The sequence below is a fragment of the Stutzerimonas sp. KH-1 genome (genome assembly GCF_054483855.1).
In genome coordinates, this window is the sequence record NZ_CM137011.1 from 845,960 (window position 1) to 869,661 (window position 23,702).

Below are 23,702 nucleotides of genomic sequence, written 5' to 3' on the forward strand. Positions count from 1 at the left end.
GCTGCCGCTGAACACAGGCGCCGCTCCACAGCTCTAACGGCTGTCAGCGAACCTTCGAGCGCATCTGCTGGCACGTCACGCCCAGGCCGGCTGCCTCGCCGGCGCGTCGCATGTTAACTTTCGGGCGTTGCGACACCCGCAACCATCCGCCCAGCCACACCAGGGAGCGTCAATGGAGCAATTCCGCAATATCGGCATCATCGGCCGCCTGGGTAGCTCCCAGGTGCTGGATACCATCCGCCGGCTGAAGCGATTTCTCGTCGAGCGCCATCTGCATGTGATCCTGGAGGAGAACATCGCCGAGGTCCTGCCTGGGCATGGCATGCAGACCTCGTCACGGCAGCGGCTGGGTGAATCCTGTGATCTGGTGATCGTGGTCGGCGGTGACGGCAGCCTGCTCGGCGCTGCGCGGGCAATGGCCAAGCATCGGGTGCCGGTGCTGGGTATCAACCGCGGCAGCCTCGGCTTTCTCACCGACATCCGCCCGGACGAGCTGGAAGAGAAGGTCGCCGAGGTGCTCAACGGCCAGTACACCCTGGAAAACCGCTTTTTGCTGGAAGCCCAGGCGCGCCGCTTCGATGAGCCGATCGGCGAGGGCGACGCGCTCAACGACGTGGTGCTGCATCCGGGAAAATCCACGCGCATGATCGAGTTCGAGCTGTACATCGACGGCCAGTTCGTCTGCAGCCAGAAGGCCGACGGCCTGATCGTGGCGACCCCGACGGGCTCCACCGCCTATTCGCTTTCCGCCGGCGGGCCGATCATGCACCCGCGCCTGGACGCCATCGTCATCGTGCCGATGTACCCGCACACGCTGTCCAGCCGGCCGATCGTGGTCGACGGCAACAGCGAGCTGAAGATCGTGGTGTCGCCGAACATGCAGATCTATCCGCAGGTGTCCTGCGACGGCCAGAACCATTTCACCTGTGCGCCCGGTGACACCGTGACCGTACGCAAGAAGCCGCAGAAGCTGCACCTGATCCATCCGCTGGATCACAACTACTACGAAGTGTGCCGGACCAAGCTGGGCTGGGGCAGTCGCCTCGGCGGAGGCGATTGATGCAGCTTGATCCCGAGCGTGGCTACGACCTGATCGGCGACATCCACGGCTGTGGCCATGCACTGGCGCGGCTGCTGGATCAGCTGGGCTACCGTCAGCAGGGCGGAGTCTGGCGACATTCACGCCGGCAGGTGATCTTCCTCGGCGACATCATCGACCGCGGTCCGCATATTCGCGAGGCGCTGCATCTGGTTCATGGGATGGTCGAGCACGGCCAGGCGCACTGCATCATGGGCAACCACGAGTTCAACGCGCTGGGCTGGTACATGCCCGCGCCGCCGGGAAGTGGCCGGGAATTCGTGCGTGCGCACTCGCCGCGTTTCGCACGCCTGCTGCAGGAGACGTTCGAGCAGTTCGAACACTATCCGGACGAGTGGCAGGCCTTCCGCGACTGGTTCTACGAGTTGCCGCTGTTCCTGGAAACCGAACGTTTCCGAGTGGTGCATGCCTGCTGGGACAGCAGCGTGATCGCGCGCCTGCGCCCGCTGCTCGACGATGGCCGGATCAACCCGGCGCTCCTGCGCGAGGCCGGGCTGCCGGGTACCTTCATCTGCCAGGCGCTGGATCGGCTGCTGCGCGGCACCGACATGCCGCTGCCCGAGGGCATGACGCTGACCAGTGAGGAAGGCTTCGTGCGCACCTTCTTCCGCACCAAGTTCTGGGAAGAGAACCCGCAGACCTACGGTGACGTGGTATTCCAGCCCGATGGCCTGCCGGAGCATGCGGCGCGCCTGCCGCTGTCGCCGCAACAGAAGAATCGGCTGTTCCTTTACGGGCCGGACGAGCCGCTGCTGTTCGTCGGCCATTACTGGCGCCGCGGCCAGCCGGGGCCGCTGCGCGGCAACCTGGCCTGCCTGGACTACAGTGCGGTGAAGAACGGCAAGCTGGTGGCCTATCGGCTGGACCAGGAAACGCGCCTGGACCCGGCGAAGTTCGCCTGGGTCGAGGTCTGCGCGGTGTTCCGTCCATGAGTGTCGCGGTGAGCGAAGCGCTGCGCCTGCCGCTGTCGGAAGACCTCAGCGGGTTCATCGCGCTGCTGCGCCGCCTGCGCGTGCCTTGCCGGGTTTCGGAAGAGGGCGATCAGCAGGTGCTGCGGGTACCGAGCGAGGTGGTCGAGCAGGTGCGCGACCTGTATTCGCGATACCCGCATGGAGACGACAGCGTGGTGGCCGAGCAGCCCCGGCGGCGCGGCGGTTTCGTCGCCGCCTTGCGCGCCAGCCCGCTTACCGCGGCGATGCTGCTGATCACTCTCGTGGTTGCCGGGATCACCCTGCTCGGCGAGAACTTTGCCACGATCCGCTGGTTGAACTTCGTCGACTTTCGCATCGACGGCGAGTATGCCTACTTCGCCACGCTGGAGCAGAGTCTCGCGGCCGGCCAGTGGTGGCGACTGATCACGCCGATCTTCGTGCACTTCGGCATTCTTCATCTGGCCATGAACAGCATGTGGTACTGGGAGCTGGGGCGGCGTATCGAAGCACGTCAGCGTGCTTGGATGCTGCTGGCACTGACCGTGCTGTTCGGTCTGGTATCCAACTTCGCCCAGTATCTGTTCGGTGGGCCGGGCATCTTCGGTGGTCTGTCCGGTGTGCTCTACGGTCTGCTCGGTCATTGCTGGCTGTATCAGAAGCTCGCACCGAACGAGGCCTACCGGCTGCCGCCCGGCGTCGTGGTGCTGATGTTGGTATGGCTGGTGATCTGCCTGACCGGCGTCATCGAGGTGCTCAGCTTCGGCGCGCTGGCGATCGCCAACGCGGCGCACGTCGGCGGGCTGGTCGCCGGCTGCCTGACCGGTGTGATTGGCGGCACGCTGGCGCGGCGCCGATAGCGGGCTGTCGCGCTTTTCCCTAAAGCGCGACAGCCCGGTAGAATGGCCGCTCGTTTCCCCCGGAGCTGGCCATGTCGACCTTTATCCAAACTGCCGAAAACATCACCCCCGAAATCTACGCGAGCCTCAAGCAGGCCCTCGAACTGGGCAAATGGGCTGACGGCCGCAAGCTGACCCCCGAGCAGAAGGAAACCTGCATGCAGGCGGTGATCGCCTGGGAGATGAAGAATCTTCCCGAGGAAGAGCGCACCGGCTACATGGGTGGCCAGGAATGCGGCTCCAAGAGCAAGAAGGCCGAGGCCTCCATCGACACCAGCCTGTTCGCACCGGCTTCCGGAACCCGCCACTGATGCTGGAGCTCGGACGTGGCGCGCTGGAGAAGATGTCGGTTCAGCTCGAATCGGGCGTGCCTGTGCAGTACGCCTTTCGCCTCGGCGAAGGGCTGGTGCCGGTCAACCCGCTGATCGGTCGGCAGGTTCGGCTGGAATACCTGGGTGCCATCCACTGCATCCACTGCGGGCGCAAGACCAACAAGAGCTTCAGCCAGGGCTACTGCTATCCCTGCTTCAAGAAGCTGCCGCAATGCGACGTCTGCATCATGAGCCCGGAAAAATGCCACCACGACTTCGGCACCTGCCGTGATCCGCAATGGGGCATGGACTTCTGCATGACCGACCATGTGGTCTACCTGGCCAACTCGTCGGGCATCAAGGTCGGCATCACCCGCGCCACCCAGCTGCCGACCCGCTGGCTCGACCAGGGTGCGAGCCAGGCGCTGCCGATCATGCGGGTCGCCACCCGTCAGCAATCGGGCATGGTCGAAGACCTGCTACGCAGCCAGGTCGCCGATCGCACCAACTGGCGCGCGCTGCTCAAGGGCGACGCCGAGCCCATCGACCTGATCGAGATGCGCGAGCGGATCTTCGATGCCTGCGCCGCCGGGCTGCAGGGTCTGCAGCAGCGCTACGGCCTGCAGGCGATCCAGCCGGTCGCCGATGCCGAGGTGGTGGAGATCCGTTATCCCGTGAAGGCCTACCCGACCAAGGTCGTCAGTCTCGATCTGGACAAGACGCCGGTGGTCGAGGGCACGCTGCTGGGCATCAAGGGTCAATACCTGATCCTCGATACCGGCGTGATCAACATCCGCAAGTTCACCGCCTATCAGGTCGCCGCCAGCGCCGCTGCGTAGGGTGGACAACGGCGCAGCCTTGTCCACCGCAGGGCAGGACACAGTGAGTGCATACGGTGGATGTAAGAAGCGACACCACTCTACGGAGCTAAGGGTTGCCGGCTCAAGGATGAGCCGCCGGGGCAATCGCGTGGAAAAGGCTGCGCCGTTTTCCACCCTACAAGTCCGCAGCGACAGGCGCTAAGCTCGAACTCATCCGCAGCCCGTAGGGGCTGCAATCCATCGCACATTTCGCTTGAAGCTAGTTGCTTGAAGCTCAGCCGACGAGGTTTCCATGCGTACAGAACAACCGAAAGTCATTCATCTGAAGGATTACCAGGCCCCCGAGTACCTGATCGATGAAACCCACCTGACCTTCGAGCTGTACGAGGATCGCACCCTGGTGCACGCCCAGCTGGTGATGCGCCGCAATCCCGAGCGTCCGGCCGGCAAGCTGCCGCCGCTGGAGCTGCACGGCCAGGAGCTCGAGCTGCTGTCCATTGCGCTGAACGACCGCGAGCTTGGCCTGGGCGACTACCAGATCAGCGAAGACTGCCTGACCCTGCAGCCGGACAGCGACAGCTTCGTCATCGACAGCTCGGTGGTGATCCATCCGGAAAGCAACACCGCGCTGGAAGGGCTGTACAAGTCCGGCAGCATGTTCTGCACCCAGTGCGAGGCCGAGGGCTTCCGCAAGATCACCTACTACCTCGACCGCCCGGACGTGATGAGCAAATTCACCACAACCGTCAGTGCCGAGCAGAAGGCCTACCCGGTGCTGCTCTCCAACGGCAACCCGATCGCCAGCGGCAGCGAGGAAAACGGCCGCCACTGGGCGACCTGGGAAGACCCGTTCAAGAAGCCGGCCTATCTGTTCGCCCTGGTGGCCGGTGACCTCTGGTGCGTCGAAGACAGCTTCACCACCATGAGCGGGCGCAACGTGGCGCTGCGCATCTACGTCGAGCCGGAAAATATCGACAAGTGCCAGCACGCCATGGACAGCCTGAAGAAGTCGATGAAGTGGGACGAAGAGGCCTATGGTCGCGAGTACGACCTGGACATCTTCATGATCGTCGCGGTCAACGATTTCAACATGGGCGCCATGGAGAACAAGGGCCTCAATATCTTCAACTCCAGCGCCGTGCTGGCCCGCGCCGAAACCGCGACCGATGCCGCACACCAGCGCGTCGAGGCCATCGTCGCCCACGAATACTTCCACAACTGGTCGGGCAATCGCGTGACCTGTCGCGACTGGTTCCAGCTGTCGCTCAAGGAAGGCTTCACCGTCTTCCGCGATTCGCAGTTCAGCGCCGACATGAACTCGGCGACGGTCAAGCGCATCGAGGATGTCGCCTACCTGCGGACTCACCAGTTCGCCGAGGATGCCGGCCCCATGGCGCACTCGGTGCGCCCGGAATCCTTTATCGAGATTTCCAACTTCTACACTCTGACCGTCTACGAGAAGGGTGCCGAAGTGGTACGAATGATCCAGACGCTGCTGGGTGAAGAAGGCTTCCGCAAGGGCAGCGACCTCTATTTCGAACGCCATGACGGCCAGGCGGTGACGGTCGACGATTTCGTCAAAGCCATGGAAGACGCCAACGGTGCCAATCTGACCCAGTTCAAGCGCTGGTACAGCCAGTCCGGCACGCCGCGCCTGGCCGTCAGCGAGCAATACGACGAGGCGGCGAAGACCTACCGCCTGACCTTCCGCCAGAGTTGTCCGCCGACACCGGGCCAGCCGACCAAGGAGCCGTTCGTGATCCCGGTGGCGCTGGGCCTGCTTGCCGCCGATGGTTCGGACATGCCGCTGCGTCTGGACGGTGAAGTCACCGCCGTTGGGACCAGCCGCGTGCTGGCGGTGACCGAAGCCGAGCAGACCTTCACCTTCGTCAACGTCGCCGAGCGTCCGCAGCCATCGCTGCTGCGTGGCTTCTCCGCACCGGTGAAGCTGGACTATCCGTACAACCGTGACCAGCTGATGTTCCTCATGCAGCACGACTCCGACGGCTTCAATCGCTGGGAAGCGGGTCAGCAGTTGTCGGTGCAGGTGCTGCAGGAGCTGATCGGTCAGCATCAGCGCGGTGAAGCGCTGAAGATGGACGAGCGTCTGATTTCCGCGCTGCGTACCGTGCTGCAGAACGATGAGCTGGATGCGGCGATGGTTGCCGAGATGCTCTCGCTGCCGGGCGAAGCCTACCTCACCGAGATCAGCGAAGTGGCGGACGTGGACGCCATCCATGCCGCCCGTGAGTTCGCCCGCAAGCGCATCGCCGACGCGCTGTTCGAGCCGCTGTGGCAGCGCTACCAGGCCAACCGCGAGACCTCCCGCAACACGGCCTATGTCGCCTCCGCCGAACATTTCGCGCGCCGCGCCCTGCAGAACATCGCGCTGTCCTACCTGATGCTGAGCGAGAAGACCGAGGTGCTCGAAGCCTGCCTGGAGCAGTTCGAGCATGCTGACAACATGACCGAGCGGCTGACCGCACTGGCCGTGCTGGTCAACTCGCCGTTCGAGGCCGAGCGCGACAAGGCGCTGCAGACGTTCGCCGAGCACTTCAAGGACAACCCGCTGGTCATGGATCAGTGGTTCAGCGTGCAGGCCGGCAACCCGATGCCCGGTGGGCTGGAGCGGGTGCAGCAGCTGATGCAGCACCCGGCGTTCACCCTGAAGAACCCGAACAAGGTGCGTGCATTGATCGGCGCCTTCGCCAACCAGAACCTGGTCAATTTCCACCGCGCCGATGGCGCCGGCTACCGCTTCCTCGCCGACCAGGTCATCACCCTCAACGCGCTGAACCCGCAGATCGCCTCGCGCCTGCTGGCACCGCTGACCCGCTGGCGCAAATACGACAGCGCCCGCCAGGCGCTGATGAAGGGCGAGCTGGAGCGCATCCTTGCATCCGGAGAGCTGTCCAGCGATGTCTACGAAGTGGTGAGCAAGAGCCTCGCCTGATTCGACAAGGCCGATCGTGCAATGCGATCGGCCTTTCTTTCACGAGAGCCTGTTCCAGGCGCTATCCAGAAGAACAAGCCTTCCTGCGTATCGTGACCATCCACTGGCGCCTTGCGTCGGATCGTCACTGCACGTGCGAACGAGGCGGCTGGTCATACTGGCCACTGGCCCAATCAGCCTGGCTGATCATGCGTCAATCATTGCGTGAGAGTTAACAATTCATAACGTCCGGCCAATTGTGCCTGCCCGCGGAAGCTGGCTAGGATGGCTGCGCCTGTATCTCAGGCCTTACCTAATAAGAATAAAGGGGGTATGTATGAGTGAGCCCGTTCAGCGGCGCACACTATCCGGCCGCGCCGAGGTTCCAAGCCAGGCGAGGGCGTCGCGTCTTCACTCATCGGTTGCCGGCATGCTTTCACTGTGCGGCGCCGTTTCGCTCCTGTTGCTGGCAGCAGCGGCACCAGTCCAGGCCGCTACCGATGGCCAGACCCGCTACTCCATCGAGTCGGCGAAAGCCGTATCCAATCTTCTGCTCGACATCGCCCAGGCTGGTGAACGCCTCGTTGCCGCGGGCGATCGGGGCCACATTCTCTATTCCGATGACGACGGCGCCAGCTGGACGCAGGCCAAGGTGCCGACGCGTCAGCTGTTGACCGCTATCGACTTCGTCGACGACAAGCACGGCTGGGCGGTGGGCCACGACGCGCTGATCCTGGCTACCGCCGACGGCGGTGAGAGCTGGACGGTGCAGTACGAGGATCGCGAACGCGAAGCCCCCTTGCTGGACGTCTGGTTCGAAGACACCCAGCACGGCATCGCGGTAGGCGCCTACGGCGCGCTGCTCGAAACCATCGATGGCGGGCAGAGCTGGGAGGACATCAGCGAGCGCCTCGACAACGAGGACGGTTACCACCTGAACGCCATCGCCCATATCCAGGGCTCGGGCCTGTTCGTGGTTGGCGAACTGGGCGGCATGTTCCGTTCCTCCGATCTCGGCGAAACCTGGGAGCGCGTCGAATCGCCGTATCAGGGTTCGTTCTTCGGGGTGGTCAGTGGTTCGGAGCCGGGGGTTGTGGTTGCCTTCGGTCTGCGCGGCCACCTGTTCCGTTCCGTCGATTTCGGTGACAACTGGGAAGGCATCGAGCTCAGCAACGGTAATGGCAATGTGCTGGAGTCCGGGCTGGCCGACGGCAATCTGCTGCGCGACGGGCGCATCGTGGTGGTCGGCCATGGCGGCGCCGTGCTCACCAGCGACGATCAGGGCCGTAGCTTCAAACTGTTCAATCGTCCCGACCGCCGTTCGCTGTCGGGCGTCACCTCCGATTCCCAAGGCAACCTGATCCTGGTAGGGCAGGGTGGTGTTCGCATCGCCTCGCCATCGGGCGCGGATCTGGCCCCAAAACAATAAAGCCGGGAGAGTCTGCATGACCAAGCACCAACAGAAGCCGGCGTCGTTTCTCGAACGCCTGATATTCAATAACCGGCCGGCAGTCGTCGTACTCTGCCTGCTGATCAGCGCGTTCCTGTTTTATCAGGCGGCCCAGGTTCGGCCGCAGACCAGCTTCGAGAAGATGATTCCGCTGGGGCATCCGTACATCCAGAAGATGCTCGAGCACCAGAACGACCTGGCCAACCTCGGCAACACCGTGCGGATTTCGGTGGAAGCGGTGGAGGGCGACATCTTCTCCAAGGAGTACATGGAGACGCTGCGGCAGATCCATGACGAGGTGTTCTACATCCACGGCGTCGACCGCTCGAACATGAAGTCGTTGTGGAGCCCGAGCGTGCGCTGGACCGAGGTTACCGAGGAGGGCTTCGCTGGCGGCGAAGTGATCCCGCAGACCTACGACGGCTCGCCCGAAAGCCTGGATGACCTTCGCGACAACATCCTCAAGTCCGGCCAAATCGGCCGTCTGGTGGCGAACAACTTCAAGTCGAGCATCATCGATGTGCCGCTGCTGGAGTCCTACCCGGACCCGGAAGACCAGAGCCGGCAGATCAAGCTGGATTACCAGAAGTTCTCCCACGAGCTGGAAGAAAAGATTCGCGAGAAGTACCAGGCGCAGAATCCGAACGTGAAGGTGCACATCATCGGCTTCGCCAAGAAGGTCGGTGACCTGATTGACGGGCTGGTCGGTGTGGCGCTGTTCTTCATCGTCGCCATCGGTATCACCTTCGTGCTGCTGCTGTGGTTCACCCGTTGCCTGAAGAGCACCATCGCGGTGCTGATCACGACGCTGATCGCGGTGGTCTGGCAGCTCGGCCTGCTGCATACCCTCGGCTTCGGGCTAGACCCCTATTCGATGCTGGTGCCGTTCCTGGTATTCGCCATCGGTATTTCCCACGGCGTGCAGAAGATCAACGGGATAGCCATGGCTTCGGGCTATACCGAAGATCCGGTGACGGCAGCACGCATGGCGTTCCGCCAGCTTTTCATTCCGGGAATGGTGGCGTTGCTGTCCGATGCGGTGGGTTTCGTCACCCTTCTGCTGATCGACATCGGTGTGATCCGCGAGCTGGCCATCGGCGCTTCGCTGGGTGTGGCGGTGATCATCCTGACCAACCTGATCCTGCTGCCAGTGGCGATCTCCTACATGGGGATCAGCCAGAAGGCGATCAAGCAGGCCCGCGAAGAGGCCTCGCGCGATCATCCTTTCTGGCGCGCGCTGTCGAACTTCGCCAGCCCGAAAGTGGCGCCGATTTCCATCACCATTGCCGTGGTCGCCCTGGTTGGTGGTCTCTGGTACGGACAGAACCTGAAGATCGGCGACCTCGATCAGGGCGCACCGGAGCTGCATCCGGACTCGCGCTACAACCTGGACAACGACTTCGTCATCCGCAACTACTCGACCAGCTCCGACGTGTTGGTGGTGATGGTCAAGACCGCGCCAGAAGGCTGCTCCCACTACGACACGCTCGCCGCCATGGACGAGCTGATGTGGAAGATGCAGAACACCGAGGGCGTGCAGTCGGCGGTGTCGATGGTGTCGGTGGCGCGCCAGGGCATCAAGGGCATGAACGAGGGCAGCCTGAAATGGGAAACGCTGTCGCGTAACCAGCACGTGCTGAACAACTCCATCGCCCGCGCCGAAGGCATGTACAACAGCGACTGCTCGCTGGCGCCGGTACTGGTGTTCCTCAACGACCACAAGGCCGAGACGCTGGAACATGTGGTCGCCGCGGCCAAGGATTTTGCCGAGGAAAACAACCGCGAGGGCCTGGAGTTCGTGCTTGCAGCGGGCAACGCCGGTATCGAGGCGGCTACCAACGAGGTCATCGCCGCGTCGGAAACCACCATGCTGATTGCCGTCTACCTTGCGGTGAGCATCATGTGCCTGCTGACCTTCCGCTCGCTGGCGGCCACGCTTTGCGTGATCCTGCCGCTGGTGTTGACTTCGATCCTCGGCAACGCGCTGATGGCCTTCATGGGCATCGGGGTGAAGGTCGCCACGCTACCGGTGATCGCGCTGGGTGTGGGCATCGGTGTGGACTACGGGATCTACATCTACAGCCGCCTGGAGACCTTCCTGCGTCAGGGGATGACCCTGCAGGAAGCCTACTACCAGACGCTGAAATCCACCGGCAAGGCGGTGATCTTCACCGGCATCTGCCTGGCGATCGGTGTGGTGACCTGGGTGTTCTCGGCGATCAAGTTCCAAGCCGACATGGGCCTTATGCTGACCTTCATGTTCCTCTGGAACATGGTCGGCGCGATCTGGCTGCTGCCGGCTCTGGCTCGCTTCCTGATCAAACCGGAGAAGCTGCGTCAGAAGGCGTGATGATCACGCCGTAACGAAAACCGCGGCCCTGGGGCCGCGGTTTTTTTATGGGTTTCTTACGCATGACAGCTACGCTCAGGCGCTCTGGCTTATCGCCTGGAACGCAGCCTGCGCGGCGACTTCGCCAATCACCAGGATCGCCGGGCTCTTCAGCTTGAAGGTCAGGGCATCTCGGCACATGTCCGCGAGGCTCGAATGGCATTCGCGTTGCTGCGGCAGCGAAGCGTTCTCGATCATCGCCACTGGCGTTGAAGCGGCAAGGCCGCCTTCCAGCAGCCCGACCTGTACCTGCTCCAGCTTGCTGACCCCCATGTACACCACCAGCGTGGTGCCGCTTTTGGCCAACGCCTGCCATTCCGGGCTGCTGTCGTCGAGCGTGTGCGCCGTGACCAGGGTGACGCCGCGGGCCACGCCGCGCTGGGTCAGCGAGATGCCGCATTGCGTGGCGCCGGCCAGGCCGGCGGTGATGCCGTTGACCAGTTCGACCTCGATGCCGCGTGCCGACAGCCATTCGGCCTCTTCGCCACCGCGACCGAAGATGCACGGATCGCCACCCTTGAGGCGCACCACGCACTTGCCCTGGCGGGCGTAGCGCAGCATCAGCCGGTGGATGAAGGCCTGCGGCGTGGAACGGCAGCCGCCGCGCTTGCCCACGGGGATGATGCGAGCGTTCGGGCAGTGTTCGAGCACGGCGGGATTGACCAGGTCATCGATCATCACCACCTGTGCCTCGCCCAGCGCGCGCACGGCCTTGAGGGTCAGCAGTTCCGGGTCGCCGGGGCCGGCGCCTACCAGCCAGACTTTTGCGCTCATAGGGAAATCCTCGTCTTGGGTGGTATCAGAGAAGTGCGCGTTCCGGCTGGCTGGCCAGCAGACGCTTGATTTCGGGAACGCAGGAGCCACAGCTGGTGCCGCAACCGAGTTCCTGCTTGAGGCCAGTCAGATCGAGACCGCGCTCGATGCCTGCACGGACCCTGCTCTGGCTGACGTTCATGCAATTGCACAGGGTGCGGTCGGTATTGATCGTCGCGCCGCCAGGCGGCGCACTGAGCGGCGCCAGCAGCCAGCGGCGCAGTTCGGCGTCCGCACTGCCGCTTTCCCAGAGCCCGCGCAGCCACTGCCGGGCGGCGGTTTCGCCGGCCAGGCGCAGGGCGACGATACGGCCGTCCTCGATGCGTACGCGCTTGCCGACAGCACGGCGGGGATCGTCATAGGCCAGCACCGGACCTTCATCGAGGCCGAGCAGGTGGTCGATGGCATCCAGCTCGACGGCCGTTGGCGCCGCATCTCGGGCGCCGCGGATCAGCAGCGCCGAACGCTCGCGACCGCCGAGGCTGAAGCTGGCGTAGTCGAACGTTTCGAACAATGGCCGCAGCGCCTCGAAGCGTCGCTGCACATCACCTTCGACTAGCGCGAAGAACTGCCACGGCAGTTCGACCTGTTCGACTTCGATGCCAGCGTGCTTGAGTTCCGGCTGCTTCGACAAAGGGTCGACACTGGCCAGGGTCAGAACGTTGCTGCCCAGCCCCTTGAGAAAGCGATCGCCCCAGTGCATCGGCAGGAACGCCTGGCCGGCGCGCAGGCTGTCATCCTTCTGCACCGGCAGGATCAGGCTGCCGCGCCGGCTCTTCACCTTCACCAGCTGGCCGTCCAGCAGTCGCCGGCGACGCATGTCCTCGGCGTTCATGCCAAGCAGTGCTTCCTCGACATGGCCGAACAGCCGCGCCGCAGTGCCGGTGCGGCTCATGCCGTGCCACTGGTCTCGCAGCCGGCCGGTATTGAGCGTCAGCGGGTAGCGCGCCTCGCGCTTTTCCTTTGGCGCCTGGTAGTGCTCGGCGATAAAGCGCGCACGATCATTGGCAGTGGGAAACACACCGTCGCCATATAGCCGCGCGGTGCCCTGTTGGCTGCCCGGTGGAAATGGCCACTGCTGCGGACCGAGGGTGTCGATCAGCTCATAGCTCAGGCCGCTGTAGTCCAGATCGCGGGCGGCGGTGAGCGGCTTGTACTCCTCGAACAGCGCCTCGGCATTCTCGAACGCGAACAGGCTCGGCGCGCCGGGGCGCAGGTGACGTTCCAGCCGTCGGGCGAAATCGCAGGTGATCGCCCAGTCCGCGCGGGCTTCGCCGGGCGCCGGCACGGCGCGACGTACATGGCTGATGCGGCGCTCGGAGTTGGTCACCGTGCCTTCCTTCTCGCCCCAGCTCGCGGCCGGCAGCAGAAGGTCGGCGTGGCGGCAGGTCTCGGTGGTGAAGAAGGCTTCCTGCACCACGACGAAGGGGCAGGTGGCCAGGGCCTCATGGACGTTCTGTTGGTCCGGCAGCGACTGCGCCGGGTTGGTACAGGCGATCCACAGCGCCTTGATCTTGCCTGCACGCACCGCCTCTAACAGCCCAATGGCGGGCAATCCAGGCTGTTCGGGCAGCTGCTCGACACCCCAGTAGGCCGCCACTTCTGCACGGTGTTCGGCATTGGCCGCGTCGCGGTGGCCGGGCAACAGGTTGGACAGGCTGCCGGTTTCGCGGCCGCCCATGGCGTTCGGTTGACCGGTGAGCGAGAAGGGCCCGGCGCCCGGCTTGCCGATTTGTCCGGTGGCCAGGTGCAGGTTGATCAGCGCGCTGTTCTTCGCGCTGCCGGCGGTAGACTGATTCAGACCCATGCACCACAGGCTTAGAAAGCTCGGCGCCCCATGACGCGCAGGAGCTGCTGCACTCGGTGCAGCCGCGTTAAAAACCGGCTCGGGATGCTCATTTACTGCATGTAAACTCCGCTCCCTCGCCGTTTTTTGCCTTGCCGCCCCTTCGCTCGCGACGCTCCTGCGCGCCCTGGGTTTTCCAATCAGCCGTGCGCAGCTCTGCAGGTCGTCGACGCTGATGCCGCAGAGGTCGGCGACCATCGCCGGGGTGTAATCGCGCACCAGGCTTTTCAGCGCATCGAAGCCTTCGGTATGGGCGTCAATGAAGCGGCGGTCGATCCAGCCTTCCCACATGAGGATATGCAGCAGCCCGTGGAACAGTGCGACATCGGTGCCGGGCAGGATCGGTAGGTGCAGATCGGCCAGTTCGCTGGTGTCGGTGCGCCGCGGGTCGACGACGATGATGGTCATCTCCGGCCGCTTCGCCTTGGCTTCCTCCAGCCGGCGGAACAGCACCGGATGCGCGTAGGCCATGTTGCTGCCGGCGATCAGCAGGCAGTCGGCCTGCTCGATATCTTCGTAGGAGCAGGGTGGGGCGTCTGCGCCCAGGCTGCGCTTGTAGCCGACCACCGCCGAGGACATGCACAGCCGCGAGTTGGAATCCAGGTTGTTGGTACCGACCAGGGCGCGGGCCAGTTTGTTGAAGGCGTAGTAGTCCTCGGTCAGCAGCTGGCCGGAGACATAGAAGGCGACGCTGTCCGGCCCGTGTTCGCGGATGGTCTCGGCGAAAACGTTGGCCGCGTGCTCCAGCGCGCTGTCCCAGTCGGTGCGGCTGCGGGCCAGGCCCTTGCCCAGACGCAGCTCAGGGTAGAGCGCGCGGGCCCCCAGGTCGCCGGTCAGGTGCAGGGTCGAGCCCTTGCTGCACAGCTTGCCAAGGTTGGCCGGATGGCTGGGGTCGCCAGCCACGTCGAGGATGCGCTCGCCGTCGTGCTCGATCAGCACGCCACAGCCGACTCCGCAATAGCAGCAGGTCGAGGCGGTTGTCATACGCATGGCGTCGTCTCCTGGAAAAAGGTGCTGGTCAATTGCGGTGTGTTCAGGCCGCGCATTCCTTGCGCGGGTTCAGCGAAAGCTGCACGCGCCCGTTCTCGACGCGCGCCGCGTGACGATGGGCGCAGCCGACGTCCGGGGCCAAGGCCTCGCCGCTGGCCAGATCGATCTGCCAGTTGTGCAGCGGGCAGGCGACCTGCTTGCCGTAGACGATCCCCTGCGACAGCGGCCCGCCCTTGTGCGGGCAGCGATCGTCGAGGGCGAAGACCTGATCGTCCGCGGTGCGGAATATCGCAATGTCACCCTTGGGGCTGGCGACGATGCGCGAGCCGAGCGGGTTGATCTCATCCAGTGCGCAGATATCGAGCCAGTTCATGCGGTGTCCCTCCAGGTCGGTACTCAGGCGTTTTCCAGCTGCTTGACGGCGATGCGGTCGAATTCCTTCTTCAGCTGCGGCTTGGAAAGCTGCTCCTGCCAAGGGTCCTGCTCGAAGGAAAGCGAGAACAGCAGCCGCTGGTGCAGCGCCTCGCGCCGCTCAGCATCGTTCAGCACGGCCTGTTTGATGTGATCCATGCCGACGCGCTGCAGGTAGTGCACGGTGCGTTCGAGGTAGAAGGCTTCCTCGCGGTAGAGCTGGAGGAACGCCAGGCTGTATTCCATGACCTCCTCGGCGCTCTTCACCTTGACGAAGAACTCGCCGGCCTCGGTCTTGATGCCGCCGTTGCCGCCGATGTACAGCTCCCAGCCGGAGTCCACACCGATGATGCCGACGTCCTTGATGCCGGATTCGGCGCAATTGCGCGGGCAGCCGGAGACGGCCAGCTTGACCTTGTGCGGCGACCACATGTTGAACAGCGCGTGTTCCAGGTCGATGCCCATCTGCGTCGAGTTCTGCGTGCCGAAGCGGCAGAACTCGCTGCCGACGCAGGTCTTCACGGTGCGGATGGATTTGCCGTAGGCGTGGCCGGAAGGCATGTCCAGGTCTTTCCAGACGCCCGGCAGGTCTTCCTTGCGGATACCCAGCAGGTCGATGCGCTGGCCGCCGGTGACCTTGACCATCGGCACCTGGTACTTGTCCGCCACGTCGGCGATGCGTCGCAGCTCGGCGGCATTGGTGACGCCACCCCACATCCGCGGCACCACGGAGTAGGTGCCGTCCTTCTGGATGTTGGCGTGGGCGCGCTCGTTGATGAAACGTGACTGCGGATCGTCCTTGGCCTCGCCCGGCCAGGTGGAGATCAGGTAGTAGTTCAGCGCCGGACGGCAGGTGGCGCAGCCGTTCGGCGTGCGCCATTCCATGAAGGCCATGGCCGCCGGGATGCTGACCAGGTGGTGCTCGCGAATGGCCTTGCGCACCTGGCCATGGTTGAGGTCGCTGCAGCCGCAGATGGCCTTCTCGCTCTTCGGCTTGACGTCGGCCGCGCCGCCCACGGTGTTGATCAGAATCTGTTCGACCAGCCCGGTGCAGGAACCACAGGAACTGGCGGCCTTGGTGTGCTTTTTCACCTCGTCCACCGAGAACAGCCCGTGCTCCTGGATCGCCTTGACGATGGTGCCCTTGCACACCCCGTTGCAGCCGCAGACTTCCATGTCGTCCGGCATGGACATGGCCTTGCTCTGGCCCTGATGGCCGGCATCGCCGATGGCGCCCTCGCCAAACATCAGGTGGTCGCGGATCTGCGCGACGTTCTGGCCCTCGCGCACCTGGCGGAAGTACCAGCCGCCGTCGGCGGTGTCGCCGTAGAGGCAGGCACCGACCAGCACGTCATCCTTGATCACCAGTTTCTTGTATACGCCGCCGATGGGGTCGGAGAGGGTGATGGTCTCTGTGCCTTCGCCGCCGATGAAATCGCCGGCCGAGAACAGATCGATGCCGGTAACCTTGAGCTTGGTCGAAGTCACCGAGCCGAGATAGCGGGAAAAGCCGAGCATGGCCAGGTGGTTGGCGCAGACCTTGGCCTGTTCGAACAGCGGGGCGACCAGGCCATAGGCGGTGCCGCGATGATTGGCACATTCGCCGACGGCGTAGATGCGCGGATCGTAGGTCTGCAGGGTGTCGTTGACCAGGATGCCGCGGTTGCAAGGCAGGCCTGCCTGCTCGGCCAGCTCGCTGTTGGGGCGGATGCCGGCGGCCATCACCACCAGGTCAGCGGGAATCACCTCGCCATCGGCGAAGCGTACGGCCTTGACGCGGCCTTCGTCGTTGCCGATCAGCTCGGCTGTCTGCTTTGGCAGCAGGAACTTCAGGCCGCGGCTCTCCAGGGCGCTCTGCAGCAGGGTGCCAGCGGTCTTGTCCAGCTGGCGCTCCATCAGCCAGTCACCGATGTGCACCACGGTCACATCCATCCCGCGCAGCTTGAGGCCATTGGCCGCCTCCAGGCCGAGCAGGCCGCCGCCGATGACCACCGCGTGCCTGTGGGTCTTGGCGGTTTCCATCATCACCTGGGTATCGGCGATGTCGCGGTAACCAATCACTCCCTGAAGGTCGTTACCGGGAATGGGCAGGATGAACGGATTGGAGCCGGTGGCGATAAGGAGGCGGTCATATTCGGCCTCGCTGCCGTCGTCGGCGATGACCCGGCGACGGGCGCGATCGATCTTCACCACCTTGCGCTTGAGCATCAGGCGAATGCCGTTCTCGGCGTACCAGTCCAGGTCGTTGAGCACGATCTCTTCGAACTGCTGCTCGCCGGCCAGCACGGGGGAGAGCAGGATGCGGTTGTAGTTGGGATGCGGCTCGGCGCCGAACACCGTGATGTCGTAGAGCTCGTCGGTCAGCTTGAGCAGCTCTTCGAGGGTTCGCACGCCGGCCATGCCGTTGCCGATCATCACCAGTTTGAGTTTCTTCATGCCCGTTCTCCGTGCCATCCGGTTCGCCGTCTGGCCTGCTCGAATTCTTTTCAGCAACAAAAAAGGCGTCCCACCGGTTCTCCGGTGAGGACGCCTTTGTCCGTGTCCCGCTCAGTCGGGAAACCTGCCGCTCCACGTTGAGGGTCAGGTCGTATGTCATCTTCGACGTTTGCTTTGCAGAGCCTGTGCCAATTCTGAAATACGCCGCTTTTCAACGCTTTGCGCGAACTGATGGCTCCCCTCGGCGGGCGAATGCTGCACCGATATGCGGCAGCTTGCGCTGTCATGGTGCGGGAAGCCCTGGCTCGTTCCGAGGACGGAGCGTTGACAGGGGGTGGCCGGCTTTTCTAAAGTCTTGCCCATGCGCCGATTTAGTCAGCTACTTGCGGGGCGCCTGGAGCCGATGGCTTCGAAATACCGCTAAAGCGCTGGTTCCGGTGTCGCCTCCCACCGCTGCCCAGCGGAATCCTCGAGGCGGAAGTCGAATCAATGAATGCAAAGCACGCTCAGCTGCGCCTGGCCCCCATCACCAGCGGCCTCACTCCCAGCAATCCCAAGATCCTCCTGGGCGGTTCTCACCAGCCCTCCTTGTTGCGCTACCTGGAAGGCTGGCCGCGACGCCATCGCAAATCCCGCGCCCTGCTTATCCAGTTCGCCTCGGCCGACGAGTCGCTGGCGCGTTTTGCCACCGACAGCTTCGACCTGGCCGTGATCCAGGCGCCGACAGCAGAGCGCCTGGAAGAATGCGTGCGTGAGCTGACCCGCGTCGCGCGGCAGGGCCTGATCACCCGGCGCTGAATCAGGCGCTCTTCATCAGCAGTACGACCAGCAACAGGTTGAGCAGCAGCGACAGCAGCGCCATGCCGCGCCAGACCTTCAGCGGCTCGCGTTCGAGCAGCGGGCGGGGTTGCAGACTGGCGCTGCGCTGTTCGCCCTGTTCCAGTTCCAGCAACCACTGCTCGGCGGTTTCGAAGCGCTGGCGTGGATCGACCGCCACCGCGCGGCTCAGGCTTTCCTCCAGCCAGCTCGGCAGGTCGGGGCGATAGCGGCTGGCTGCCGTCGGCTGGCCGAATCGTGGACGCTGAAACGCCTCGATCTCGCCGTAGGGGTAGTGCCCGGTCAGCAGGTAATAGAGCGTCACGCCAGTCGCATAGAGGTCTTGCGCGGGGCTTGGCTCGGCACCGGCGAAAGCCTCCGGGGCTATGAAGCTGGGCGTGCCCGGCAGGTGGTTGGGCAGGTCGCGGGATAATCCGGGACAGAACGCCAGGCCGAAATCCAGCAGACGCAGTTCCCCGTCTTCGCCCAGCAGCAGGTTTTCCGGCTTGATGTCGCGGTGCAGGATGTTGCGTCGATGCAGCATACCCACCGCGCGGATCAGCCGTGGGGCGATCTGCAATAGATCGGCAAGTGGCAACGGACCTTCTTCTGCGAAGCGTTGCGCCAGGGTGCAACCGGGGTACTCGCGCTGCACGTAATAGAGATGCTGGCGCTGTGGCAGGGGATGCAGCTCGGCGAAGTGCCGCCCGGCGACGCGGCGCATGAACCACTCTTCCTGCAGCAGGGCGGGGCCGGCGTCCAACTCGTCCTGCCGGCTGGGCGGCAGCGTCTTCAACAGCCACGGTTGACCCTGACCATCCAGTACGCGGTAGATCAGCGATTGCCGCGACTCATGCAGCAGCGCGGTTACCTGCCAGCCCTCGAAGGTCTGCCCGGCGCGCAGCTTCGGTGGCAGCGGCCAGTGATCGAGCTGCGCCAGGGTATCGGCGAGCACCGCCTCGGGCAGCGCGTCCACCCGTAGCAGCAGGGCGCTTGCGTTGTCCTGGCTGCCGCTCTGGTGCGCCAGGTTGACCAGCGCCCGGGCGGCGGCACCGAGGTCGGGTTGATCGTGCAGGATATGCGCGATGTCGCGCTCGGGGACGCACGACCAGACCCCGTCGCTCAGCAGCAGGTAGCTTTCGCCTTCCTGCAGCTCGCCGTCGAGGTAGTCCATCACCAGGTGTTGATCCAGCCCCAGGGCACGCTTGAGGACATGCTGCATGCCCGACTGTTCCCAGACGTGGTCTTCGCTGAGTCGCTCCAGTTCGGCGCCGTTCCAGCGATAGGCGCGGCAGTCGCCAACATGCGCCAGGGTGAAGCGTCGGCCGCGCAGTACCAGCGCCGTGAGCGTGGTCAGCAGCGGCTGGTTGCCGCCGTTGGCCTGCAGCCAGCGGTTGTGCGCCACCAGCACACGGTCCAGCGACTGTGCGACGGCCCAGGTTTCCGGCGTCGCGTAGTAGTCGAAGGCCAGCGCCTGGAGCGTCGCACGCGCGGCGAGGCCGCCATCGGCGCACTGGCTGACGCCATCGGCCAGCGCGAACAGATAGCCCTTGCCGGTGGTCAGCGCCGGGGCCGGCGTGACGACGCGCAGCGCATCCTGGTTTTCCGGCCGCGGGCCGGCGGCGCTGGCCTCGCCGTAACTCAATCGCAGGGGCATGATCGTTCTCGAAAGGCTCGGTACGGCGGCGCAGCAATAATCGCGCCCTGCGGCATCGGCATCAGACCCGCGCGGCGGTGACGGTGGCCGAACCCCAGGTGGTGCGCCAGCGACGCTTGACGCCATGCAGGCCGAACCAGGCGAGCACACCGAGGCTGGCGAACAGCCAGAGGCCGAGCTGGTAATCGCCGGTGGACTGCTTGACCGCGCCCAGCCCGGCGGTGAGCAGGAAGCCACCGATACCGCCAGCCATGCCGACCAACCCGGTCATCACGCCGATTTCCTTGTTGAAACGCTGCGGCACCAGCTGGAACACCGCTCCATTGCCGGCACCGAGGCTGAGCATGGCGACCACGAACAGCGCCAGGGCGGCCGTGGAACTGGGCAGGTTGAAGCCGACCGCGGCGATACAGATGGCCGCGACCGTGTACATCACCAGCAGCGCGCGAATGCCGCCGATGCGGTCGGCCAGGGCACCGCCGAGTGGGCGCAGCAGGCTGCCAGCGAACACGCAGGCGGCGGTGTAATAGCCGGCCTTGACCGGGTCGAAGGCGTACTGGTCGTGGAAATAGCCGGGCAGGGTGCTGGCCAGGCCGAGGAAGCCGCCAAAGGTCACGCTGTAGAAGAACATGAACCACCAGCTGTCGCGGTCGCCGAGTGCCTTCATGTAGTCCGCCAACGACTTGGGCGCCGGGCGGTTGGGCGCGTTCTTCGCCACGCTGGCGAAGATGATGAGGGTGAGTACCAGCGGGATCAGGGCCAGGCCGAACACATTGTTCCAGCCGAAGATCGCCGCCAGTACCGGGGCGAACAGCGCCGCCAGCACGGTGCCGGAGTTGCCCGCGCCGGCGATGCCCATGGCCTTGCCCTGATGTTCCGCCGGATACCACTGCGAGGCCAGCGGCAGCGCCACGGCGAAGGAGGCGCCAGCCATGCCGAGGAACAGGCCGAGCAGCAGCGCCTGCTCATAGCTGTTGATGCCGTGCAACCAGGCCACCAGCAGGGCAACGATGACCACGCTCTGGCCGAACAGCCCGGCGGTCTTCGGTGAGGTGCGGTCGGCGAGGACGCCCAGCACCAGGCGCAACACTGCACCGGCGAGGATCGGTGTGGCGACCATGAAGGCGCGTTGCTGGGTGGTCAGGCCCAGGTCGGCAGCGATCTGCACGCCGAGCGGGCCGAGCACGTACCAGACCATGAAGCTCAGGTCGAAATAGAGAAAGGAGGCAAACAGGGTCGGCGCGTGGCCGGCTTTCCAGAAACTTGTGCTCATTGGATCGACTCCAGGGCGTACGTGGCGCGGCGTTGGCCGCCAGGGCTGCTCGATCCGCCCCATCGACGAGGCGGAAAACAAAAAGGCGCCGCAGCACGCCTGCCGGAGCAGGAATGTTGCGACGCCTTTGTCGTATGGGCAGACCGCCGTTGGCCTGCGTGTCCAGAACAAAGCATCTAGCGTGCCAGCATCGCGAAGGCCCGTCGCGCGTGGGCTCCCGGCGGATAAGTCGCAAGTGGCGGTGCGGTAGCTGCACAACGAGCGCGCAGTGGTGGGCCAAATCGGGGCAGGGCGGTGCAGTCGCCGCGGTTGCTGGTAGGCTTGGGCAGCACTTGCCAAGGAGCGAGCGATGCCCCTGATTGCGACCCTGACCCTCAACCCGGCGATGGACCTTTCGGTCAGCACCGCCCGGGTCACCGATACCCAGAAGCTGCGCTGTTCGGCGCCTCGCCATGACCCTGGCGGTGGCGGCATCAACGTGGCGCGGGTGGTGAAGACCCTCGGTGGCAAGGCGGTCGCCGTCTACCCGGCCGGGGGGCCGTTCGGCGATCTGCTGCGGCGCTCGCTCGACGAACTCGGACTGGTGCATCGTCCCGTGCCCATCGCCGGCGATACGCGGGAGAGTTTCACCGTCGATGAGCTGCAATCGGGCCTGCAGTACCGCTTCGTGCTACCTGGTCCGGTGCTGTCGGCGCAGGAGCTGGAGCGCTGCCTGCAGACGCTGGCGGCGCTGCGTCCGGCGCCAGCGTACGTCGTGCTGAGCGGCAGCTTTCCGCCCGGCACGGACCTGGCCTTCTTCGATGACCTGCGCGCCCTGACCCTGCGGCTCGGTGTCCGGCTGGTGGTCGACCTCTCCGGTGAGCCGCTATGCCATGCGGCCCGGCATGGCGGTGTGTACCTGATGAAGCCCAGTCTCGAGGAGCTTTCCACCCTGATGGGCGGCGCCCTGACCAGCGAGGCCGAGCAGCAAGAGGCCCTGCGCAGCCTGATCGCCCGGGGCTGCGCCGAGATCGTCGTACTGTCTCTGGGGGCCGAGGGTGCGCTGTATGCCTATGGCGAACGGCTGGAGCGCCTGCGCTCGCCGCAGGTTCCGGTGGTCAGCGCAGTGGGGGCGGGCGACAGCATGTTGGGTGCCATCGTGCAGGCACTGGCCGATGGGCGTTCGGTAGACGCGGCGGTGCGCCAGGGCATCGCGGCCGGTGCCGCGACGGTGATGCGGCCGGGCACCGAGCTGTGCCATCGCGAGGATGTGCAGCGCTTGCTCGAGGCGCTGGAGCGCGCCTAGTCGATCCGGTTGACCCGTGGAAACTTGGCGGCGAATGCCTCGGGCATCGCTACCACCCGCGCCTGCCCATAGTCGTAGAACACGAAGCCGGACTTGGCCATGGCGATCAGCACGCCGTCGGCCGGCCGGGTGATGCGGAAAATGATGTCCCCGCCGTACTTGTTGAAATCCATCACGCCGACCTCGAACAGCAGCGCATCGCGGGCGTGGGCTTCGGCCTTGTAGGTGGTGGCAAGGTCGGTGACGATGATGCCGCTGCCGTCCTGGCGCGTCTCCGGCACCCCGTAGGCGAACAGAAAGCGCGCCCGCGCTTCGGAGATCATCGAAATCATCGAGTCGTTGGCCAGATGGTTGGCTGCGTTGATATCGGTGATCCGCACCGTGAGTTGGGTGGAAAAGCAGTACTGGTCTTCCGGAAACTGAAGGTTGAGGCGCGCCATGAGGTGCTCGGTCGTCGAATGAAGGCGGGCATTCTAGCGCTGTGTCACTTGCCCGGGGCAGGCGCGGGAACGGTATTGACTGCGAATGGACCAGCTAAAGGCGGTACTTCATGGACAAGGCCGTTTTACAGAAGACCACCGCTCATGGCCTGGGCCGGTTCCACGGCCACCGCCACGAGCGTGGTCATGATTCGATCACCCCTGCTTATGCGCGGCTGGCAGCCCCTTCAGGCTGTCATGCTGCAGACCTTGCTGGATCGAGCGCAGGCGCGCGTCGATCAACGGCGTGATCAGCGCGAAGCACTGCGGCGGGCTGAGCCTCGGCTGTTGGGCGTGGATCACGCCGCGCTCCAGTTTGCCGATCAGGCGTTTCAGCTCCACGTCCGGGTCACTGCCGAGGCGTCGGCACAGAGACATGAGGCGGGCTTGCAGGCCCGGTGTGCAACCGCCCTGGTTCGAGGCAAGCACGCACAACCCTCGCAGCCGAGCCACATCCTCCAGCGTACGGCAGGCCTGACCCAGCGGCTCACGCTCGTCGATGGCGGCGATCAGGCTATCGATCAGGCGGCTATGGCCGTCGAAATCGGCCGGCGTGTCGCGCAGTTGCGCCCAGTCACTGGCGACCGCGTGTGGATCGGGCATAGCGCTGCGCTGTTGCAGCCGCTGGGTCAGACTGGCGGCCACGGCATCGCGCAGTGCAACGGCGGCGGACTCGTGCTGCGCGCCGAGGCCGCGGTGTTGTTGCAGCAGGCGCAGAATTTCAAGGTCTTCCAGCAGTGCCCGTACGCGCAGATCGCGCACGCGCTGGGCGTGGCTGGCAGTGGCCATGCGGTTCAGGTAACGGCCGAGCAGCAGCAGCGCGCAGGCGATCGCCACGGTCGCGGTTATGGTCATCTTGAAACTCC

Annotated in this window: 18 protein-coding genes; 10 read left to right on the forward strand and 8 right to left on the reverse strand. The window is 64.8% G+C overall.

Annotation, left to right across the window (positions count from 1 at the left end):
- The first annotated feature begins 172 nt into the window (after window positions 1–172).
- The 8 genes from ACX1DW_RS04220 to ACX1DW_RS04255 all read left to right on the forward strand — a co-directional run bounded on the left by ACX1DW_RS04220 (window position 173) and on the right by ACX1DW_RS04255 (window position 10,791).
- A complete protein-coding gene (locus ACX1DW_RS04220; protein WP_063541006.1) occupies window positions 173–1,060 on the forward strand; it encodes an NAD(+) kinase in 888 nt (295 codons plus the stop codon).
- Window positions 1,060–2,031: a metallophosphoesterase gene (locus tag ACX1DW_RS04225; protein ID WP_253751260.1), complete on the forward strand. Its 972-nt coding sequence runs from the start codon at window positions 1,060–1,062 to the stop codon at window positions 2,029–2,031. Before ACX1DW_RS04220 ends, ACX1DW_RS04225 begins: the two co-directional genes overlap by 1 nt.
- Complete coding sequence (locus tag ACX1DW_RS04230; RefSeq protein WP_125867817.1) at window positions 2,028–2,888, forward strand: rhomboid family intramembrane serine protease; 861 nt, start codon at window positions 2,028–2,030, stop codon at window positions 2,886–2,888. The genes ACX1DW_RS04225 and ACX1DW_RS04230 overlap by 4 nt, the downstream gene beginning before the upstream one ends.
- 71 nt (window positions 2,889–2,959) lie before the next feature.
- Window positions 2,960–3,238: a YeaC family protein gene (locus ACX1DW_RS04235; RefSeq protein ID WP_102840323.1), complete on the forward strand. Its 279-nt coding sequence runs from the start codon at window positions 2,960–2,962 to the stop codon at window positions 3,236–3,238.
- Window positions 3,238–4,077: a DUF2797 domain-containing protein gene (locus ACX1DW_RS04240; RefSeq protein ID WP_458992846.1), complete on the forward strand. Its 840-nt coding sequence runs from the start codon at window positions 3,238–3,240 to the stop codon at window positions 4,075–4,077. The genes ACX1DW_RS04235 and ACX1DW_RS04240 overlap by 1 nt, the downstream gene beginning before the upstream one ends.
- A 274-nt stretch (window positions 4,078–4,351) precedes the next feature.
- Complete coding sequence (gene pepN, locus ACX1DW_RS04245; protein WP_458992847.1) at window positions 4,352–7,012, forward strand: aminopeptidase N; 2,661 nt, start codon at window positions 4,352–4,354, stop codon at window positions 7,010–7,012.
- A gap of 409 nt (window positions 7,013–7,421) precedes the next feature.
- Window positions 7,422–8,420 (forward strand): WD40/YVTN/BNR-like repeat-containing protein, encoded by a 999-nt coding sequence (locus ACX1DW_RS04250; protein ID WP_125867815.1) that lies wholly within the window; start codon window positions 7,422–7,424, stop codon window positions 8,418–8,420.
- Between the two features lie 16 nt (window positions 8,421–8,436).
- Window positions 8,437–10,791 (forward strand): efflux RND transporter permease subunit, encoded by a 2,355-nt coding sequence (locus ACX1DW_RS04255; protein ID WP_458992848.1) that lies wholly within the window; start codon window positions 8,437–8,439, stop codon window positions 10,789–10,791.
- A 75-nt stretch (window positions 10,792–10,866) separates the two neighbouring features.
- Here ACX1DW_RS04255 and cobA read toward each other — a convergent pair whose 3' ends face one another.
- The 4 genes from cobA to nirB are packed head-to-tail and all read right to left on the reverse strand — an operon-like array spanning window position 10,867 to window position 17,326.
- Complete coding sequence (gene cobA, locus ACX1DW_RS04260; RefSeq protein ID WP_458992849.1) at window positions 10,867–11,604, reverse strand: uroporphyrinogen-III C-methyltransferase; 738 nt, start codon at window positions 11,602–11,604, stop codon at window positions 10,867–10,869.
- Window positions 11,605–11,629: 25 nt separating this feature from the next.
- Window positions 11,630–14,479: a nitrate reductase gene (locus ACX1DW_RS04265; protein WP_458992850.1), complete on the reverse strand. Its 2,850-nt coding sequence runs from the start codon at window positions 14,477–14,479 to the stop codon at window positions 11,630–11,632.
- Window positions 14,480–14,522: 43 nt separating this feature from the next.
- Complete coding sequence (gene nirD, locus ACX1DW_RS04270) at window positions 14,523–14,852, reverse strand: nitrite reductase small subunit NirD (RefSeq protein ID WP_011913525.1); 330 nt, start codon at window positions 14,850–14,852, stop codon at window positions 14,523–14,525.
- 23 nt (window positions 14,853–14,875) lie between these two features.
- The gene (gene nirB / locus ACX1DW_RS04275; RefSeq protein WP_458992851.1) at window positions 14,876–17,326 is read right to left on the reverse strand and encodes a nitrite reductase large subunit NirB; all 2,451 of its coding nucleotides are present in this window, start codon (window positions 17,324–17,326) and stop codon (window positions 14,876–14,878) included.
- A gap of 489 nt (window positions 17,327–17,815) precedes the next feature.
- On the opposite strand from nirB, the gene ACX1DW_RS04280 reads away from it, so the two are divergent.
- Window positions 17,816–18,124, forward strand: a complete 309-nt coding sequence (locus ACX1DW_RS04280; protein WP_013983028.1) for a hypothetical protein — start codon at window positions 17,816–17,818, stop codon at window positions 18,122–18,124.
- 1 nt (window position 18,125) lies between these two features.
- On the opposite strand, the gene ACX1DW_RS04285 is transcribed toward ACX1DW_RS04280, so the two are convergent.
- A complete protein-coding gene (locus tag ACX1DW_RS04285) occupies window positions 18,126–19,799 on the reverse strand; it encodes a protein kinase domain-containing protein (protein ID WP_458992852.1) in 1,674 nt (557 codons plus the stop codon).
- A gap of 61 nt (window positions 19,800–19,860) precedes the next feature.
- The gene (locus ACX1DW_RS04290) at window positions 19,861–21,072 is read right to left on the reverse strand and encodes a nitrate/nitrite transporter (RefSeq protein ID WP_458992853.1); all 1,212 of its coding nucleotides are present in this window, start codon (window positions 21,070–21,072) and stop codon (window positions 19,861–19,863) included.
- Window positions 21,073–21,421: 349 nt separating this feature from the next.
- On the opposite strand from ACX1DW_RS04290, the gene ACX1DW_RS04295 reads away from it, so the two are divergent.
- Entirely contained in the window at window positions 21,422–22,357 is a 936-nt protein-coding gene (locus tag ACX1DW_RS04295) for a 1-phosphofructokinase family hexose kinase (RefSeq protein ID WP_270066586.1), read from the forward strand.
- Here ACX1DW_RS04295 and ACX1DW_RS04300 read toward each other — a convergent pair.
- Both ACX1DW_RS04300 and ACX1DW_RS04305 read right to left on the reverse strand, forming a co-directional pair.
- Complete coding sequence (locus tag ACX1DW_RS04300) at window positions 22,354–22,797, reverse strand: thioesterase family protein (protein ID WP_011913518.1); 444 nt, start codon at window positions 22,795–22,797, stop codon at window positions 22,354–22,356. The genes ACX1DW_RS04295 and ACX1DW_RS04300 overlap by 4 nt on opposite strands.
- A gap of 195 nt (window positions 22,798–22,992) precedes the next feature.
- A complete protein-coding gene (locus tag ACX1DW_RS04305; RefSeq protein ID WP_458992854.1) occupies window positions 22,993–23,691 on the reverse strand; it encodes a hypothetical protein in 699 nt (232 codons plus the stop codon).
- Between the last annotated feature and the right edge of the window lie 11 nt (window positions 23,692–23,702).

Bases quoted from the DNA above. Each gene is read 5' to 3' on its own strand.
- ACX1DW_RS04220 (WP_063541006.1), top strand. From the start codon at position 173: ATGGAGCAATTCCGCAATATCGGCATCATCGGCCGCCTGGGTAGCTCC.
- ACX1DW_RS04225 (WP_253751260.1), top strand. From the start codon at position 1,060: ATGCAGCTTGATCCCGAGCGTGGCTACGACCTGATCGGCGACATCCAC.
- ACX1DW_RS04230 (WP_125867817.1), top strand. From the start codon at position 2,028: ATGAGTGTCGCGGTGAGCGAAGCGCTGCGCCTGCCGCTGTCGGAAGAC.
- ACX1DW_RS04235 (WP_102840323.1), top strand. From the start codon at position 2,960: ATGTCGACCTTTATCCAAACTGCCGAAAACATCACCCCCGAAATCTAC.
- ACX1DW_RS04240 (WP_458992846.1), top strand. From the start codon at position 3,238: ATGCTGGAGCTCGGACGTGGCGCGCTGGAGAAGATGTCGGTTCAGCTC.
- pepN (WP_458992847.1), top strand. From the start codon at position 4,352: ATGCGTACAGAACAACCGAAAGTCATTCATCTGAAGGATTACCAGGCC.
- ACX1DW_RS04250 (WP_125867815.1), top strand. From the start codon at position 7,422: ATGCTTTCACTGTGCGGCGCCGTTTCGCTCCTGTTGCTGGCAGCAGCG.
- ACX1DW_RS04255 (WP_458992848.1), top strand. From the start codon at position 8,437: ATGACCAAGCACCAACAGAAGCCGGCGTCGTTTCTCGAACGCCTGATA.
- cobA (WP_458992849.1), bottom strand. From the start codon at position 11,604: ATGAGCGCAAAAGTCTGGCTGGTAGGCGCCGGCCCCGGCGACCCGGAA.
- ACX1DW_RS04265 (WP_458992850.1), bottom strand. From the start codon at position 14,479: ATGCGTATGACAACCGCCTCGACCTGCTGCTATTGCGGAGTCGGCTGT.
- nirD (WP_011913525.1), bottom strand. From the start codon at position 14,852: ATGAACTGGCTCGATATCTGCGCACTGGATGAGATCAACCCGCTCGGC.
- nirB (WP_458992851.1), bottom strand. From the start codon at position 17,326: ATGAAGAAACTCAAACTGGTGATGATCGGCAACGGCATGGCCGGCGTG.
- ACX1DW_RS04280 (WP_013983028.1), top strand. From the start codon at position 17,816: ATGAATGCAAAGCACGCTCAGCTGCGCCTGGCCCCCATCACCAGCGGC.
- ACX1DW_RS04285 (WP_458992852.1), bottom strand. From the start codon at position 19,799: ATGCCCCTGCGATTGAGTTACGGCGAGGCCAGCGCCGCCGGCCCGCGG.
- ACX1DW_RS04290 (WP_458992853.1), bottom strand. From the start codon at position 21,072: ATGAGCACAAGTTTCTGGAAAGCCGGCCACGCGCCGACCCTGTTTGCC.
- ACX1DW_RS04295 (WP_270066586.1), top strand. From the start codon at position 21,422: ATGCCCCTGATTGCGACCCTGACCCTCAACCCGGCGATGGACCTTTCG.
- ACX1DW_RS04300 (WP_011913518.1), bottom strand. From the start codon at position 22,797: ATGGCGCGCCTCAACCTTCAGTTTCCGGAAGACCAGTACTGCTTTTCC.
- ACX1DW_RS04305 (WP_458992854.1), bottom strand. From the start codon at position 23,691: ATGACCATAACCGCGACCGTGGCGATCGCCTGCGCGCTGCTGCTGCTC.